The sequence below is a fragment of the Microbacterium sp. genome (assembly GCF_036277215.1).
Taxonomy (GTDB): Bacteria; Actinomycetota; Actinomycetes; order Actinomycetales; family Microbacteriaceae; genus Microbacterium.
Genome location: NZ_DASUNI010000104.1, coordinates 1 through 15,082, shown reverse-complemented (window position 1 = coordinate 15,082; position 15,082 = coordinate 1). Strand labels below are relative to the sequence as shown.

16 protein-coding genes are annotated in these 15,082 nt (G+C 68.9%); 2 read left to right on the top strand and 14 right to left on the bottom strand.

Going from position 1 to position 15,082, the window contains the following annotated elements:
* From VFX99_RS05215 to VFX99_RS05200, 4 genes are all read right to left on the bottom strand, one after another.
* The coding region (locus tag VFX99_RS05215; protein ID WP_329665257.1) for a YceD family protein at positions 1 to 375 on the bottom strand (375 nt) is incomplete at its 3' end.
* Positions 376 to 481: 106 nt separating this feature from the next.
* Positions 482 to 979, bottom strand: a complete 498-nt coding sequence (gene coaD / locus VFX99_RS05210; protein ID WP_329665256.1) for a pantetheine-phosphate adenylyltransferase — start codon at positions 977 to 979, stop codon at positions 482 to 484.
* Positions 980 to 997: 18 nt separating this feature from the next.
* Positions 998 to 3,160 carry an ATP-dependent DNA helicase RecG gene (locus VFX99_RS05205; RefSeq protein ID WP_329665255.1) on the bottom strand — a complete coding sequence of 721 codons (2,163 nt, stop codon included), beginning with the start codon at positions 3,158 to 3,160 and terminating at the stop codon, positions 998 to 1,000.
* Positions 3,161 to 3,203: 43 nt separating this feature from the next.
* Entirely contained in the window at positions 3,204 to 3,800 is a 597-nt protein-coding gene (locus VFX99_RS05200) for a hypothetical protein (protein WP_329665254.1), read from the bottom strand.
* An 87-nt stretch (positions 3,801 to 3,887) separates the two neighbouring features.
* Between VFX99_RS05200 and rsmD the strand changes: the two genes are divergently transcribed.
* Positions 3,888 to 4,454: a 16S rRNA (guanine(966)-N(2))-methyltransferase RsmD gene (gene rsmD / locus VFX99_RS05195; RefSeq protein ID WP_329665253.1), complete on the top strand. Its 567-nt coding sequence runs from the start codon at positions 3,888 to 3,890 to the stop codon at positions 4,452 to 4,454.
* 3 nt (positions 4,455 to 4,457) lie between these two features.
* Here the strand turns inward: rsmD and thiL are convergent, their stop codons facing one another.
* Positions 4,458 to 5,453 (bottom strand): thiamine-phosphate kinase, encoded by a 996-nt coding sequence (thiL, locus tag VFX99_RS05190; RefSeq protein WP_329665252.1) that lies wholly within the window; start codon positions 5,451 to 5,453, stop codon positions 4,458 to 4,460.
* 43 nt (positions 5,454 to 5,496) lie between these two features.
* On the opposite strand from thiL, the gene VFX99_RS05185 reads away from it, so the two are divergent.
* Positions 5,497 to 5,967, top strand: coding sequence for a DUF3515 family protein (locus VFX99_RS05185; protein ID WP_329665251.1), 471 nt, complete (start codon positions 5,497 to 5,499; stop codon positions 5,965 to 5,967).
* Here VFX99_RS05185 and VFX99_RS05180 read toward each other — a convergent pair.
* The 9 genes from VFX99_RS05180 to VFX99_RS05140 all read right to left on the bottom strand — a co-directional run.
* On the bottom strand, positions 5,964 to 7,058 hold the full coding sequence (locus VFX99_RS05180; protein WP_329665250.1) for a D-alanine--D-alanine ligase family protein: 1,095 nt from the start codon (positions 7,056 to 7,058) through the stop codon (positions 5,964 to 5,966). The two genes, VFX99_RS05185 and VFX99_RS05180, sit on opposite strands and share 4 nt — an antisense overlap.
* On the bottom strand, positions 6,958 to 8,091 hold the full coding sequence (locus tag VFX99_RS05175) for an NAD(P)H-dependent glycerol-3-phosphate dehydrogenase (protein WP_329665249.1): 1,134 nt from the start codon (positions 8,089 to 8,091) through the stop codon (positions 6,958 to 6,960). The genes VFX99_RS05180 and VFX99_RS05175 overlap by 101 nt, the downstream gene beginning before the upstream one ends.
* Positions 8,081 to 8,851: a lysophospholipid acyltransferase family protein gene (locus VFX99_RS05170; protein WP_329665248.1), complete on the bottom strand. Its 771-nt coding sequence runs from the start codon at positions 8,849 to 8,851 to the stop codon at positions 8,081 to 8,083. The genes VFX99_RS05175 and VFX99_RS05170 overlap by 11 nt, the downstream gene beginning before the upstream one ends.
* Positions 8,852 to 8,854: 3 nt before the next feature.
* Positions 8,855 to 10,225 carry a UDP-N-acetylglucosamine 1-carboxyvinyltransferase gene (gene murA / locus VFX99_RS05165; RefSeq protein ID WP_329665247.1) on the bottom strand — a complete coding sequence of 457 codons (1,371 nt, stop codon included), beginning with the start codon at positions 10,223 to 10,225 and terminating at the stop codon, positions 8,855 to 8,857.
* Between the two features lie 90 nt (positions 10,226 to 10,315).
* Entirely contained in the window at positions 10,316 to 10,912 is a 597-nt protein-coding gene (leuD, locus tag VFX99_RS05160; RefSeq protein ID WP_329665246.1) for a 3-isopropylmalate dehydratase small subunit, read from the bottom strand.
* A complete protein-coding gene (leuC, locus tag VFX99_RS05155) occupies positions 10,912 to 12,393 on the bottom strand; it encodes a 3-isopropylmalate dehydratase large subunit (protein WP_329665245.1) in 1,482 nt (493 codons plus the stop codon). Before leuC ends, leuD begins: the two co-directional genes overlap by 1 nt.
* A 133-nt stretch (positions 12,394 to 12,526) precedes the next feature.
* Complete coding sequence (locus VFX99_RS05150; protein ID WP_329665244.1) at positions 12,527 to 13,591, bottom strand: TerC family protein; 1,065 nt, start codon at positions 13,589 to 13,591, stop codon at positions 12,527 to 12,529.
* Between the two features lie 205 nt (positions 13,592 to 13,796).
* Positions 13,797 to 14,435, bottom strand: coding sequence for a class F sortase (locus tag VFX99_RS05145; RefSeq protein WP_329665243.1), 639 nt, complete (start codon positions 14,433 to 14,435; stop codon positions 13,797 to 13,799).
* On the bottom strand, positions 14,435 to 15,082 hold a 648-nt coding region (locus VFX99_RS05140; protein ID WP_329665242.1), incomplete at its 5' end, for a DUF4397 domain-containing protein. The genes VFX99_RS05145 and VFX99_RS05140, both read right to left, overlap by 1 nt.

Here is a 15,082-nt window from a genome sequence, read left to right as displayed (position 1 = left end):
CATTCGCTCACCCGTGGCCGGATCGAGGCCGGGGCAATCCGGCTGACACACCGGCTGAAACGGAAGCGCCAAGACGGTCGCATCCCTGACCAGAGTTTCAAGATCCACGTGGTCGTCTTGAACCTCGAAGTCAGTTGCTTCCTCTCCAGGGTACGCGAAAAGCTCTTGAAACTCGACTTCGACCGGCTCGGCGATGTCGGTCAGGCACCGCCCGCAGACGCCGACGTACTCGGTCTCGATGCGTCCCGACGCCAATATGCCCTCGTGGACCGATTCGAGTCGCACATCGACGATCACGGATTCCCCCTCGGGAATGCTGACCAGACCTTCGCCCCACTTCTCGGGCGTGGGCACGTCGAGGGTGAATTCGCGCATCTCGCCAGGGTGGTGGACGATGTCGCGCGCGGGGACGACGAAGGGGCCGGAGCGGTGCTTTCTCACGGGGGTCAATGCTACCTGCGGACGCGCATGCCGGCGCGGATCAGCTCTTCTCCCGGTTCGTGTCCAGAAAGCGGGCGACCGCCGGCGGAACGAACGGCGAGACATCGCCGCCCAAGGATGCGACCTGCCGGACGAGCGAGCTCGAGACGAGGGCATGAGCGGGGTCGGGCAGCAGGAAGACGGTCTCGACGTGAGCCAGGTGGCGATTCACGATGGCCATCGGAGTCTCGTATGCGACGTCGACCTGCGAGCGGATCCCCTTGACGAGGACGCCGGCTCCGACATCCGTCGCGTAGTCGACCAGCAGCCCCTCGCTCCATGCCGCGACGATCACTCCGCCGTCGACGCCGTCCTCCGCGATCGACTGCTCGAGGAGGCTGAGGCGCTGGGCGATCGGGAGCATCGCCTCTTTGCCCGGGTTGTGCACGACCAGCACGTGCAGCTCGTCGTACAGCGCCGACGCGCGACGGATGACGTCGAGATGGCCGAGGGTCGGGGGGTCGAAGGATCCGGGGACGACGGCGATCCGGCTGCTCATGGCACGAGCCTATCGGCGCTAGTTCTTCGCCAGCGCGGCCCGCTCTTCCATTCCCAGCCTGCGCTCCAGCGCGGCGGCGAGACCCGGATGCCGCGTCAACGTCGGGTCGTCGTCGAGCACCTGCTCGGCCGCGATCCGCGCGGCCGCGATGAGATCGGCATCCGTCACGACGCGCAGCAGGCGCAGCGATGACCGCGCACCCGACTGCGCGTCGCCGAGCACGTCGCCCTCGCCGCGCAACTCGAGGTCGATCTCCGCGAGCGCGAAGCCGTCGAGCGTGCCCGCCACGGCCTCGACGCGCTCGCGGGCCGGGGTGCCGGCGGGCGCCTCGGTGACGAGCAGGCAGAGTCCGGGCACGCCGCCGCGGCCCACCCGACCCCGCAGCTGATGCAGCTGCGATACACCGAAGCGGTCGGCTTCCAGGATCACCATCGTCGACGCGTTGGGCACGTCCACGCCGACTTCGACGACCGTCGTGGCGATCAGCACGTCGACGTCGCCGCGCGCGAACGCCTGCATGATGGCGTCCTTCTCATCGGAGGGCATCTTGCCGTGCAGCGGAGAGACGCGCAGGTCGGCGAAGGCGGGGTGCCGCGACACCAGGTCGACGACCTGTGCGACACCCCAGCGGGTGCGCGGGGCTTCGCCCTCGACGATCGCGACCGGTTCGTCGGCGGTGTCGTCCTTGACGGATGCTTCGGCGTCGATCGCGGCGCACACCACGAATGCCTGGTGCCCGTTGCCGACCTCCTCGGCGATCCGGTCCCAGACGCGCGAGAACCAGGCCGGCTTCTCGGCGAGCGGGGCGACGAACGTCTGGATGCCCGCGCGCCCTTCTGGCATCGTCCGGATGGTCGAGACGTCGAGGTCTCCGAAGACCGTCATGGCGACGGTGCGCGGAATGGGTGTCGCCGTCAGCACCAGCGCGTGCGGCGCAGCGCCCTTGGCGCGCAACGACTCCCGCTGTTCGACGCCGAAGCGGTGCTGCTCGTCCACGACGACCAGTCCGAGGTCGGCGAAGGTCGTGGACTCGCTCAGCAGCGCATGCGTCCCCACGACGATGCGAGCCTGACCGGATGCGGTCCGCAGCGCCGCCTTCCGTCGCTCGGCCGCCGGCATCTGACCCGTGAGCAGCGTGGGCATGAGCTCCGGTGCGAGCGTGCGCCCCAGCATCCGTGCGATGGAGCGCAGATGCTGACCCGCCAGCACCTCGGTGGGGGCGATCAAAGCCGACTGGCCGCCGCTCTGGGCGACCTGCAGCATCGCGCGCAGCGCGACGAGTGTCTTGCCCGACCCGACCTCGCCCTGCACGAGCCGGTTCATCGGCCAGTCGCCCTGGAGGTCTCGCGCGATCTGGTCGCCGACGGAGACCTGATCGGGAGTGCGCGCGAACGGCAGTGACTGGTCGAAATCCGTCAGCAGCGCGCCGGGCTCCCGGCGGATCGCCGAGAGGGCGCGCACGAACTGCCGCTGCTGCAGCAGAGCCGCTTGCAGCACGAAGGCCTCATGCATCCGCAGCGTGCTGCGCGCGGGGTCGATCTGATCCTCGAAGTCGGGGCGGTGGATGCGCTCGATGGCCGTGCGCGCGTCCAGCAGGCCTTCGCGGCGACGCAGCTCGTCGGGGAGGGGGTCGTCCACCGGCCCGAGTCCGTCCAGGACGAGGTCGATGATCTTCTTCAGCTGCCAGCTCGCGATCGCGCTCGTGGCCGGATAGATCGTGATCGGGAGGTTGGCGGTCGCCTCGGCGGTGAGCCGTGCCGTCTCCTCGTCGTCGAAGAGCTCGTAGTCGGGATGCGTGAGCTGCTTTGACCCGCGGTACTCGCCCACCTTTCCCGCGAAGACGCCCCGACGGCCGGGCTGCAGGTCTTTGAGGCGCCACGACTGGTTGAAGAAGGTCAGCGACAGCTCGCCCTGGCCGTCGCTGATGATGACCTCCAGCAGCGAGCCCTTGCGGTTCTGCATGCGCCGTTCGCTCGCGCGGCGCACTTCCGCCACGATGGTCACGGGCTCGCCCACCGGGAGCGATGAGATCGGGGTCAGCTCACCGCGCCTCGCATACCTGCGGGGGTAATGCGCCAGGAGGTCGCCGACGGTCCGCATGCCGAAGGCCTTCTCGAGCGCAGTCGCGGTCTTGCCCCCGACGGCGCCGTCGAGGCGCGATTCGAGGGTCAGGGCCGCCATGCTCCGAGTCTAGGCAGGACGACGGACCGGGGCCGTACCCGGGTCACCCCCAGATCTGCGTGGCGATATCGGACAGGAATGCGCGGCCGTTGCGGTTGGACGTCGACATGTAGATCCACACGTCGTCACGGGCGAGGATCGCCTCTTCGGTGTCGGGCGCGTCGCCCTCGAGGTAGCAGTACGTCGCGCCGAAGTCGTCCGAGACGCCGCAGGTGTACCCCTGATCCGGCATGCTCCCCGCCGCGGCCGTGACTGCGTCGGCGGACGCCGTGCTGATCAGCAGAAGCATGCCTGTGCTGTCTCCTACGATCCAGTCGCACCCCAGGACGAGGGTCGCGCCGTCCGGTACCGGCCGGACGAAGCCGGTGCCATCGCTCTGCAGCGTAAGGTCGCCGATCGCCTCTTGACGCACCGACTCGGTGCCCAGCGTGCTGCAGTCCGTCGGCAGATTCGCAGGCGCCGCGGTCGGCGTCGAAGGCTCGGTCGGCTCGGGAGCCGGAGGTGTCGTCTGAGTCGGCGTGGGTGTCGGAGTGGGTGAGGCGGTCGGAGTCGTCGAGCCCCCGGCGCACGCGCTCAGACCGGCCGCCAGGACGGCTGCCAGGACGAGGGCGGACACGGTGCTGCTGCGGGTGCGGGTCATGCGAGTCCATCTCTGTTGATTTCGCTCTTCGGGCAACTGGTCACGAGCATAGGGGGCCCGTCGTCGTGCCCCGGCTATCGTGATCGTGTGACACGGATCATCGGCGGGCGGGCGGGCTCGATCGCCCTCGAGGTCCCCGATGCCGGCACCCGGCCGACCAGCGATCGCGTTCGCGAATCGCTCTTCGGTGCGCTGGAGTCGGCCGATGCGCTGCGCGGTGCCGCGGTGCTCGACCTCTACGCCGGGTCGGGCGCGCTCGGGCTCGAGGCGGCCAGTCGGGGTGCGGCATCCGTCGATCTCGTCGAGAAGTCACCGCGTGCCGCCGCCGTCGTCGAGAGCAACGCCGCCAAGGTCGCGAAGTCGTTGGGCCGGGATGCCGCGATCGACGTGCACCGTGCTTCCGTGTCGGCCTTCCTCGGCGGTCCGAGGGGCCCGTATGACCTGGTGTTCCTCGACCCGCCGTACGACCTCGGCGAAGCGGAGATGGCCGATGCGCTGGCACTGCTCGCCCCGTCGTTGGCCGTCGACGCGACGGTGATCATCGAGCGCGGGTCACGCTCGCCCACCCCGTCGCTGCCGGCGGGTCTCGAGCATGCGCGGAACAAGAGGTACGGCGACACCGTGCTGTGGTGGGTGCGCGTCGCCGCCGCGTAGCGGTTAGCCCCCGTGTGCGTCCCAGTCGCGGTAGGGATCCCAGCCGCCACGGCCGTCATGGACCGCGCCGTCGATGAGAACCGGATGCTGCGACCGCTCGACGATGCGCCCGACCGCGCGGAATCCGTACGGCAGCTGCGAGGCGGGCGGAAACGAAGCCAGCAGCGCGTGGTCCTCTCCCCCGGTCAGCGCGGCGGACAGATCGCGTCCGAGGGCGGATGAGTCGAGGTCGACGGTGACATCGGATGCCGCGGCCAGCCGCGATGCGTCCAGGACGAGTCCGTCCGAGACGTCCATCAGCGCGGTTGCTCCGGCATCCGCCGCGGCCGGGCCGAGCGCGACGGGCGGCTCAGGTCGCAGCTGTGCTGCCAGGCTCCGCGCCTCGTCGGCATTCAGCACGCCGGCGTCGATGGGCACCGGCTCACCCGACGGCGTGCGGAACCGATCGAACAGGATGGCGAGCCCGCGGGCCGCGGCACCCAGTTCACCGGCGACGGCGAGCACATCGCCGGGCCGTGCGCCACTGCGCAGCACCGGCGCACGGCCGTCGAGCGAACCGAGTGCCGTGACGGCGATCGTCAGAGTGTCCGAGACGGTCAGGTCGCCGCCCTCGACCGCACAACCCGGAGCGATCGTGTCGCACGCGTCCCGGAGTCCGTCTGCGAGCTGCTCGACGAACGACAGTCTCGTATCGTTCGGCATCGCCAGGGCGACCAGCAGCGCGGTCGGGCGCGCACCCATGGCGGCGACGTCGGCGAGATTCACCGCGGCCGCCTTCCAGCCGAGGTCGAACCCGCTCGACCAGGCCAGACGGAAGTCCGGGCCGTGCACCAGGGTGTCGGTGGTCGCGACGACGCGACCGTCGGGCGCTGCGAGCACCGCAGCATCGTCGCCCGGTCCGACGAGCGCCTCCGATGCCGGGAACCGCGCGAGGATGCGTCGCAGGACCGCGCCCTCCGACAGCTCCCCCACGGTCGGGTCGAGAGCGGAGGAGTTCACTCCTCCACGCTACCGGTGCCTCCGCCGCGGGTAGCCTGGAAGCGTGCCCCGCCGCTCCGCCGTACTCGCCGCCGCGTGGGTGCTGGCGATGGGGGCGTTCTTGGCCGGGTGCTCTTCGACCGTGGCGCTCCAGCCCGCCGAGGATGCGGACGACCCGGGGTGCGCGGACGTCACCGTGCGACTACCGGGCACGGTGGACGGCGAGTCGCGGCGCTGGACCGACGCACAGGCCACCGGGGCGTGGGGTGACCCGGCATCCGTCATCCTCACCTGCGGAGTGACACCGCCGGGGCCGACGACGCTTCCGTGTCAGAGCGTCAACGGCGTCGACTGGATCATCGACGACGCCGAGGCGCCCCGCTATCGCGTGACCACCTTCGGGCGCACTCCGGCGGTCGAGATCTACCTGGACAACGACGTCGTCTCCAGCGCCGCCGTGCTGGACACGTTGTCGCAGGTCGTGTCCGTGCTGCCCAGCGACGGCTCCGAGTGCACGGATGCGGCGTCGACCTAAGCCGCAGCCCGCTCGAGCGCCGTGTCGATGAGCTCCGAGATCAGTTCGGGGTAGGTCATCCCCGAAGCGATCCAGCACTTGGGGAACATCGAGATGGGCGTGAAACCGGGCATCGTGTTGAGCTCGTTGACGTAGAGGGTGTCGGCGGCGAGGAAGAAGTCCACGCGGGCGAGGCCCCGCCCGTCGACGGCGTCGAACGCACGGATGCCGAGCTGCTGGACCAGTGCGATCTCGGCGTCGGTGAGATCCGCGGGACAGACGACGTCGGCGCCGTCACCGCCCAGGTACTTGCCCTCGAAGTCGTAGAACTCGCGTGTCGTCAGCACGATCTCGCCCGGGAGCGACGCACGCGACCCGCTGCCGTTCCGGCCCTCGAGGATGGCCACCTCGACTTCGCGGCCGACGATCGCCGTCTCGATCAGTACCTTCTCATCCTCGGCGAAGGCGAGCTCGAGCGCCTCGCCGAGCTCGGACAGCGCCGACACCTTCGACACGCCCACGCTGGACCCCGCCCGCGCGGGTTTGACGAACAGCGGCAGGCCGAGTGCGGCGGCATCCGTGCGCACGCTCGCCGATTCCCGCTCCCAGCCGGCCCGCGTCACGGTGACCCATGGCGACACCGGCACGCCGGCGGCCTGCAGCACGATCTTCATGAAGTGCTTATCCATGCAGAGGGCGGAATCGAGCACGCCGCCACCCGCGTACGGGATGCCGAGGGTGTCGAGGAAGCCCTGCACCGTGCCGTCCTCGCCGTGAACGCCGTGCAGGATCGGCAGGACGACATCTATGGCACCGAGGTCGGCGGTCGAACCGTCGGCGCGGCGAACGCGAAGCGCGCGGTCGGCGCCGCCCTCCGGCCACAGGATCCGGGTGCCGTTGTCGACGACCTCGGGCAGGCGGTCGGCGTCCAGCGCGAACTTCTCGGGGTCGTCGTCCTCGAGGACGAAGACACCGTCCCGCGTGATCCCGACGGGGATCACGCGGTACCGCTCACGGCTGATCGCGCGGAGGACGCCGCCCGCTGTTGCGGAACTGATCGAGTGTTCGCTGGAGCGACCTCCAAAGAGCACCACCACCGCCGGCCTGTCCATTCTGCGTCCTCTCGCCCTGGGGCTCATCGTCGTCCGTCGTGAGGTGTGGTGCGATCTCACGCGGGTTCATCGTTCCGTCGAGAACCATCTTGACCTGCTCGACGATCGGCATCGCGATGCCGGCCTCGCGCGCCAGCTGCAGCACGGGCGCCACAGACGCCAGTCCCTCCGCCGTCTGGTTCATCTGCTTCACGACATCCTGGAAGCTGTAGCCCTGGCCGAGCAGCCGACCTGCCGTGTTGTTGCGGCTCAGGGGCGATTGGCACGTTGCGATGAGGTCGCCGAGACCCGCGAGGCCCTGCAGAGTCTCGACGTGCGCACCTTGCGCGACAGCGAAGTCCGTCATCTCGACCAGGCCGCGCGTGATGATCGACGCCTTGGTGTTCTCTCCGTACCCGACGCCGTCGACGATGCCGATTGCGACCGCGATCAGGTTCTTGAGCACGCCGCCGAACTCGGTGCCGATGACGTCGGTGTTCACGAACGTGCGGAAGTAGCGGTTGCGGGCGCGGCGGGCCACGGCATCCGCGGTCTCCTGGCTGGTCGACGAGATCACCGCGGCGGTCGGCTGCTCGCGCGCGATCTCGAGTGCGAGGTTGGGGCCGGATGCCACCGCGATGCGGAACGGATCGCAGTGCAGCTCCTGTTCGATGACCTGGCTCATGCGCAGGCCGCTGCGGCGCTCGACGCCCTTCATGAGCGAGATGATCGGCGCATCCGTGTTCGCGACCAGCGCCCGGACGGCCTTCAGATTCTGCCGCACAGCCTGGCTCGGTATCGACAGATACACCTGCTCAGCGCCCTCCAGCGCCTCGGAGAGGTGGTGCGTCGCGGCCATGTCGCGGGGCAGGTTGATGCCCGGCAGATACTCGCTGTTGCGCTTGGCTTCGTTGATCTCGTGCGCCAGCTCGGGTCGGCGCGCCCACATCGTGACGTGCGCTCCCCCGTCGGCGAGCACCTTGCCGAACGTCGTGCCCCAGCTGCCGGCGCCGATGACCGCGACGCGGGGCAGCGCGGAATCCCTACGGCTCAAGTCGACCCGTCTCCCTCTGCCCGTGCTCGGCAGGATTCCAGCGCTTCTCGGGAGCGGGTTTTCCGCGCAGCTGGGAGAGCAGCTGGGCGATGTCGTTCATGAGGCGGTCGGTGCCTGCCACGAGTGCCGCCGGCTGCGCCTGCTTGCCGCTCCACTCCGACAGGTCGACCGGGTCGCCCACGATCACCTGGACATGCCGGCGCAGCGGCCAGAGGCTGAGCTTCCCGTACCGGGGCAGGATGTCCTGCGCCCCCCAGTGCGCCATCGGGATGAGCGGGATGCCGTCCGCCAGCGCGAGGCGCACCGCGCCGGTCTTGCCGCGCATGGGCCACAGGTCAGGATCCCGCGTCAGCGTGCCCTCGGGATACACGATGACCCCGCGGCCGTGCTCGACGAGCAGCTCGGAAGCCGCGATCGTCTGCCGGGCTGCCGACGCCGACGACGAACGAGCCACCGGAACCATGCCGGTGGCGCGCAGCGCCCACCCGAGGACGGGAACCTTGAAGAGGCTCTCCTTCGCCATGAAACGCGGGGCTCTGCCCATCCGCCACACTGCGAGGGCGACGATCAGCGGGTCGAACTCGGTCGAATGGCTCGGTGCCAGCACGTAGGGGCCTTCGCGGGGCAGCTTCTCGCCGTCGATGATCTCGACGCGGGCGATGAGGCTGACCAGGGGCACAACGATTGCCGCGAGTGGCCAGAACACGCTGGGCTTGGCCTTCTCTTCAGACGCGCGCGGACGCGGCGAGGACGTGGCCACGCGCTAACCGATGACGTCGAAGTCAGCACCGAGGGCGTCGAGCTTGGTGAAGAGCTTTTCGTAGCCTCGGCGGATGATCCCGACGTTGCGGACGACCGACTCGCCTTCTGCGGCAAGTGCAGCGATGAGGTAGCTGTAGCCGCCGCGAAGGTCCGGCACGACGACATCGGCGCCGTGCAGCGGGGTCGGCCCGTTGATGACGGCCGCCTGCTCGAGGGCGCGGCGCGGAACCCGGCGATCCGGGCTGTCGATCCCCTGCGGATGCACGACGATGTCCGCGCCCATCAGCACGAGCGCCTCGGTGAAGCCCAGCCGGTTCTCGTACACGGTCTCGTGGACGATCGACCGGCCCCGGGCCTGCGTGAGGGCGACGATGAGCGGTTGCTGCCAATCGGTCATGAAGCCGGGGTGGACGTCGGTCTCCACCACCACGGGCTTGAGCGCGCCGCCGCGGCGGAATCGGATGCCGTCCTCGTGGACGTCGAACTCACCGCCGGCCTTGCGGTACACGTTGAGGAAGGTGAGCATCTCCTGCTGCTTCGCTCCGCCGACATAGATGTCGCCGTCGGTCGCGAGTGCCGCGCATGCCCAGGAGGCCGCCTCGTTGCGGTCGAAGATGCAGCGGTGATCGTAGCCGCGCAGCGTCTCGACGCCCTCGATGAGGATGACGCGGTTCGGCTCGTACGAGATGATCGCGCCCATCTTCTGGAGCACCGCGATCAGGTCCATGATCTCGGGCTCGATCGCCGCACCGCGAAGCTCGGTCACTCCCTTCGCCTTCACCGCTGTCAGCAGCACCTGCTCGGTGGCGCCGACGCTCGGGTACGGGAGCTCGATGTTCGCGCCGGTCAGTCCGTTCGGCGCGGTGATGCGGATTCCCTCGTACGTCTTGTCGACGATCGCACCGAAGGCGCGGAGCGCGTCCATGTGGAAGTTGATCGGCCGGTCGCCGATGCGGCATCCGCCGAGGTCGGGGATGAGCGCCTCGCCGAGCAGGTGCAGCAGCGGTCCGCAGAACAGGATCGGAATGCGGGACGCGCCGGCGTGGGCGTCGATCTCCTCGAAGTGCGCCGAAACGGCCCCACTCGGGTCGAAGACGAGGGATCCCTCCTCGTCGCCCTGCTGCACCGTCACTCCGTGCACCTCCAGGAGCGACCGGACGACCTGCACGTCGCTGATGCCCGGGACGTCGCGCAGGACGCTGGTCGTCTCGCCCAGCAGCGCGGCGACCATCGCCTTCGTGGCGAGGTTCTTGGCGCCCTTGACCTCGACACGGCCGATCAGCGGCCGCCCGCCTCGGATCGCGAGCGTCTCTCCGGACAACTCCTGGTCTCCCGCCTTCGAATCTGATGCGTCGCCTAGGAGTGTCTTCATCCGGTGGAACCTCACTTGTGTCTTCGAGGGAACAGCGCCGAGCATTTCCGCCCCCTGCCTGTGTCAGCACCTGGGGCGGGCCGCCCGGGTTTACGGAACCGGGAGGGTCCGCGGCCGCCACGCCTCGCGGCGAGCCTCGAACTGCGCGATCTTGTCTTCGTTGCGCAGGGTGAGCCCGATGTCGTCGAGCCCTTCGAGAAGCCGCCACCTAGTGTAATCATCGATGTCGAAAGGAACCCGGAGATCGCCGATCGATGCCTCGCGGGCGGAGAGGTCGACGGTCATCCGGATGCCGGGATCGGCGTCGATGGCAGCCCAGATGCGCTCGAGATCCTCGTCGGAGATGACCCCGGTCAGCAGTCCCTGCTTGCCCGAGTTGCCGCGGAAGATGTCGGCGAACTTGGGGCTCAGGACCACGTGGAAGCCGAAATCCCGCAACGCCCACACGGCGTGTTCGCGGCTCGAGCCGGTGCCGAAGTCGGGCCCGGCGACCAGGATGCTCGCGCCCTGGAAAACCGGCTGATTCAGCACGAAGTCCGGGTCTTGACGCCAGGCGGCGAACAGCGCGTCCTCGAAGCCGGTCTTCGTCACCCGCTTGAGGTAGACGGCGGGGATGATCTGGTCGGTGTCGACGTTCGACCGCTTCAGCGGCGCGGCGATGCCGGTGTGCGTGGTGAACGCCTCCATCAGAACTCCCCCGCCTCGACGCTCGCGTAGATCGGCGTGTCTTCGAGATCGCTCGGACTCGACAGCGTGCCGCGGACGGCAGTCGCCGCTGCGACGAGGGGCGAGACGAGATGCGTGCGACCGCCCTTGCCCTGGCGTCCTTCGAAGTTGCGGTTGCTCGTCGATGCGCACCGCTCCCCCGGAGCCAGCTGATCGGGGTTCATGCCGAGGCACATCGAGCAGCCGGCGAAGCGCCACTCGGCGCCGAAGTCGGTGAAGACCTTGTCCAGACCCTCGGCCTCTGCTTCTAACCGCACGCGGGCGGAGCCCGGCACGACCATCACGCGCACGCCCTCGGCCTTCGTGCGTCCTTTCACGATCGACGCGAAGGCCCTCAGGTCTTCGATGCGGCTGTTGGTGCAGGAGCCCATGAAGACCGCGTCGACGGGCACTTCCTTGAGCGGTGTCCCCGGCGTGAGCGCCATGTACTCCAGGGCGCGCTCGGCGGCCGCGCGATCGTTGGGGTCGGCGTAGTCGGCGGGATCGGGCACCACATCGCTGAGCGACACGCCCTGGCCCGGGTTGGTGCCCCACGTCACGAAGGGTTCGAGCTCGTTCGCGTCGAGGTAGACCTCGGCGTCGAAGACCGCGCCCTCGTCGGTGGGAAGGGTGCGCCAGTAGGCGACCGCGTCCTCCCAGTCCTGGCCCTTCGGCGCATGCGGACGCCCCTCGAGGTAGGCGAACGTCGTTTCGTCGGGAGCCACCATTCCGGCGCGCGCGCCCGCCTCGCTCGACATGTTGCAGATCGTCATGCGGCCCTCCATGGAGAGCGCGCGGATGGCGCTGCCGCGGTACTCGAGCACATAGCCCTGCCCGCCACCGGTGCCGATCTTCGCGATCACCGCGAGGATGATGTCCTTCGCGGTGACGCCGGGCTTGAGCGTCCCTTCGACGGTGATCGCCATCGTCTTGAACGGCTTCAGCGGCAGCGTCTGCGTCGCCATGACGTGCTCGACCTCGCTCGTGCCGATGCCCAGCGCCATCGCGCCGAAGGCGCCGTGGGTGGAGGTGTGCGAATCGCCGCAGACGACCGTGATGCCCGGCATCGTCAGGCCCAGCTGCGGCCCGACGACGTGGACGATGCCCTGCTCCTTGTCGCCCAGGGAATGCAGGCGGACGCCGAACTCCTCGGCATTGCGCCGGAGCGTCTCGATCTGCGTACGGCTGGTCAGGTCGGCGATCGGCTTGTCGATGTCGAGCGTCGGGGTGTTGTGGTCCTCGGTGGCGATGGTCAGGTCGAGGCGACGTACCGGCCGCCCTTCCGCGCGAAGGCCGTCGAAGGCCTGCGGGCTGGTGACCTCGTGCACGAGGTGCAGGTCGATGTAGATGAGATCGGGTTCGCCGTTCTCGCCTTTGACCACCAGGTGGTCGTCCCACACCTTCTCAGCGAGGGTGCGCGGATGCTCGGGAATACCGGATGCGTCGGTCGAGTCAATGCTCATGGTCAGTCGTTCTCCTATGACGGCGGATCAAGCCCGGAACGAACTCCGCGACGAGGAAGGCCTGAGAACTAGGACTCGCCGCGGCCGCGAAGGAGAAGGAGGGCGATCCGCATCCGGTCAGAATACCACCCGCTCAGTGGCGGTCAGGCTGCTCGACCGTGGGCGGCGTGCCCTTCTCGTCCGCGACCACGGCCGCGGCGGCAACCACCGTTCCCGCCTTCTTGTCGCGCGCCGAGGCGACGAGGCTCGCGATCGTCGCCACCGCCATCGACAGGATGATCACCGCGAGGGACATCCACGTCGAGATCTCGGGAGCCCACTCGATGTGCTCGCCGTTGTTGATGAACGGGAGCTCGTTGACGTGCATCGCGTGGAAGATGAGCTTCAGGCCGATGAACGCCAGGATGAACGCGATGCCGTAGTGCAGGTAGCGCAGGCGGTCGAGCAGGTCGCCGAGCAGGAAGTAGAGCTGGCGCAGGCCCATCAGGGCGAAGATGTTCGCCGTGAAGACGATGAACGGGCTCGTCGTGATGCCGAAGATCGCCGGGATCGAGTCGATGGCGAACAGCAGGTCGGTGACGCCGATCGCGGCGAACACGATGATCATCGGGGTGAAGATCTTCTTGCCGTCAACGACCGTGCGCAGCTTCGCCCCGTCGTAATGATCGCTGATGTCGATCGTGCGGCGCAGCATCCGGACGACGAAGTTCTCCTGCTTGACGTCCGAGTCGTGGTCGCCGCCCGGGAACGCCTGGCGATAGGCGGTCCACACCAGGAAAGCGCCGAAGAGGTAGAAGATCGGGCTGAAGTTCTCGATCACTGCGGCGCCGACGAGGATGAACGCTCCGCGCAGAACGAGGGCGATGATGATGCCGACCATCAGTACTTCCTGCTGATAGCGGCGCGGCACCGCGAACTGGCTCATGATCAGCACGAAGACGAACAGGTTGTCGATCGACAGGCTGTATTCGGTCAGCCAGCCCGCGACGAACTGCCCCGCGAACTCACCACCGGCGAAGATCCACATCAGGCCGGCGAAGATGAGCGCGAGCGTGACGTAGAAGACCACCCACAGCGTCGATTCCCGAGTGGACGGGATGTGCGGGCGCTTCAGGATGAGCAGGAGGTCGGCGGCGAGGATCAGGGTCAGCACGATGAGTGAGCCGACTTCGAACCAGAGGGGAAGAACGAGGTCCAATGCAGGGCCTTTCCAAGAAGGGGCGGGGTCGATCGAATCCCGAAAGTCTCTCCCCCGCGGCATCCTGGATCGGCTGCCGTGGTGCGTGCCCGGGGAAGCGGCGATGGCTCCCGTGATGACGGACACGCGATGACGGGATACTCCCTCTCGCAGGCACCAGTGTACCGGGCGAAGGTCGTGCTGACCGGCCGCAGCGGCTCGCCGGTCAGCCCTGCAAGGCGGCGAAGACGACCAGATTGTCGGTGTAGTGCCCGGCCGAGGAGTCGAAATCGCCCGCGCAGGTGATCAGGCGCAGTTCTGGCACCGGCACGTTGCTGTACACGTCCGAGGTCGGGAACTCCGATTTGGGCGATTGCGAGATGCCGGTCACGGCGAAGCCGAGGACCGAGCCGTCTGACATGGTCACGAAGACCTCGTCGCCCCGGGCGAGCTCGGCGATTCGGGCGAAGACGGCCGGTGCGGTGGGGGAATCGACGTGACCGGCGATGATCGCCGGTCCGACCGCACCCGGCACGACTCCGTCGGCGTACCACCCGGCCGTGTCGTAGTCGACGGGCGCGTCGAGGCGGCCACCCCCGTCGATGCCGAGGCTTTCCAGTGCCGACTCCACCCCGATCGCCGGGATGCTGATCCCCATCGGGGCGCCCGCCACGTCGGGCGCGGCTCGCGGACGCGGGTCCTGCATCCCGCCCGCCGACAGCGGATCGGGGGATGCCGCGGCCGCCGCGTTCGTTCCGTCCGGGCTGCCGTCGGCAGCCGTTCCCGCGCAGCCTGTCACCAGCAGGACCAGCGCGAGCATCCCGGTCGCCACGGCGGCGAGGGACCGGCGACCTGCGACGGGCATCAGAACGCTGCCCACCCCCGAGGTGCCGGCGCGGTGTGACGAATTGCGACCTGGGCGCCGGAGAGCCAGCCGCCGCCTGTGTCCACGCCGCCGATCGGCACGACGGCCGCCGCGGCGCTGTCGTGAATCGGCAGGATGGTCAGCCCGCCGTCCGCGGTGTCGAGCACGAAGAGGGTGTAGACGCTGCCCGATTCGAGGTCCACCGTCGCCGTGTCGGTCACTCCCTCCCCGGTCAGCGTCATCGTCCACGACCCCGCAGGTACCTCCGTGTAGGGTGTGGCCGAGCCGGCGAGGGCGTCCTCCGCGATCGACACCCCCGTCGAGGTGGCGACGTCGACGGTCGGTGTGACCGTCGACAGCTGGATGAGGCGGATGCGAGCGCTGCCCGCCGCGGGCGCCGTGAGGTCGTCGTCGAACGCCTGCAGCTGCAGCGTCGCAGTGGGGCCGTACGCCGCCACGGTGCTGGCGGCAGACGCACGCACGGTGACGGTGTCGGAGATGGCGACGGTCGACCAGTCGTCCGTTCCGGCTGGGTTCATGTTGACGGTGTACGTGCCTTCACCCAGCGACTGGTACGGCGACAGGTCGCCGTACCCGACGTCACTCAGCTCGAAGACCACCGAGCCACCGCTCAATGCGGTGAGCCG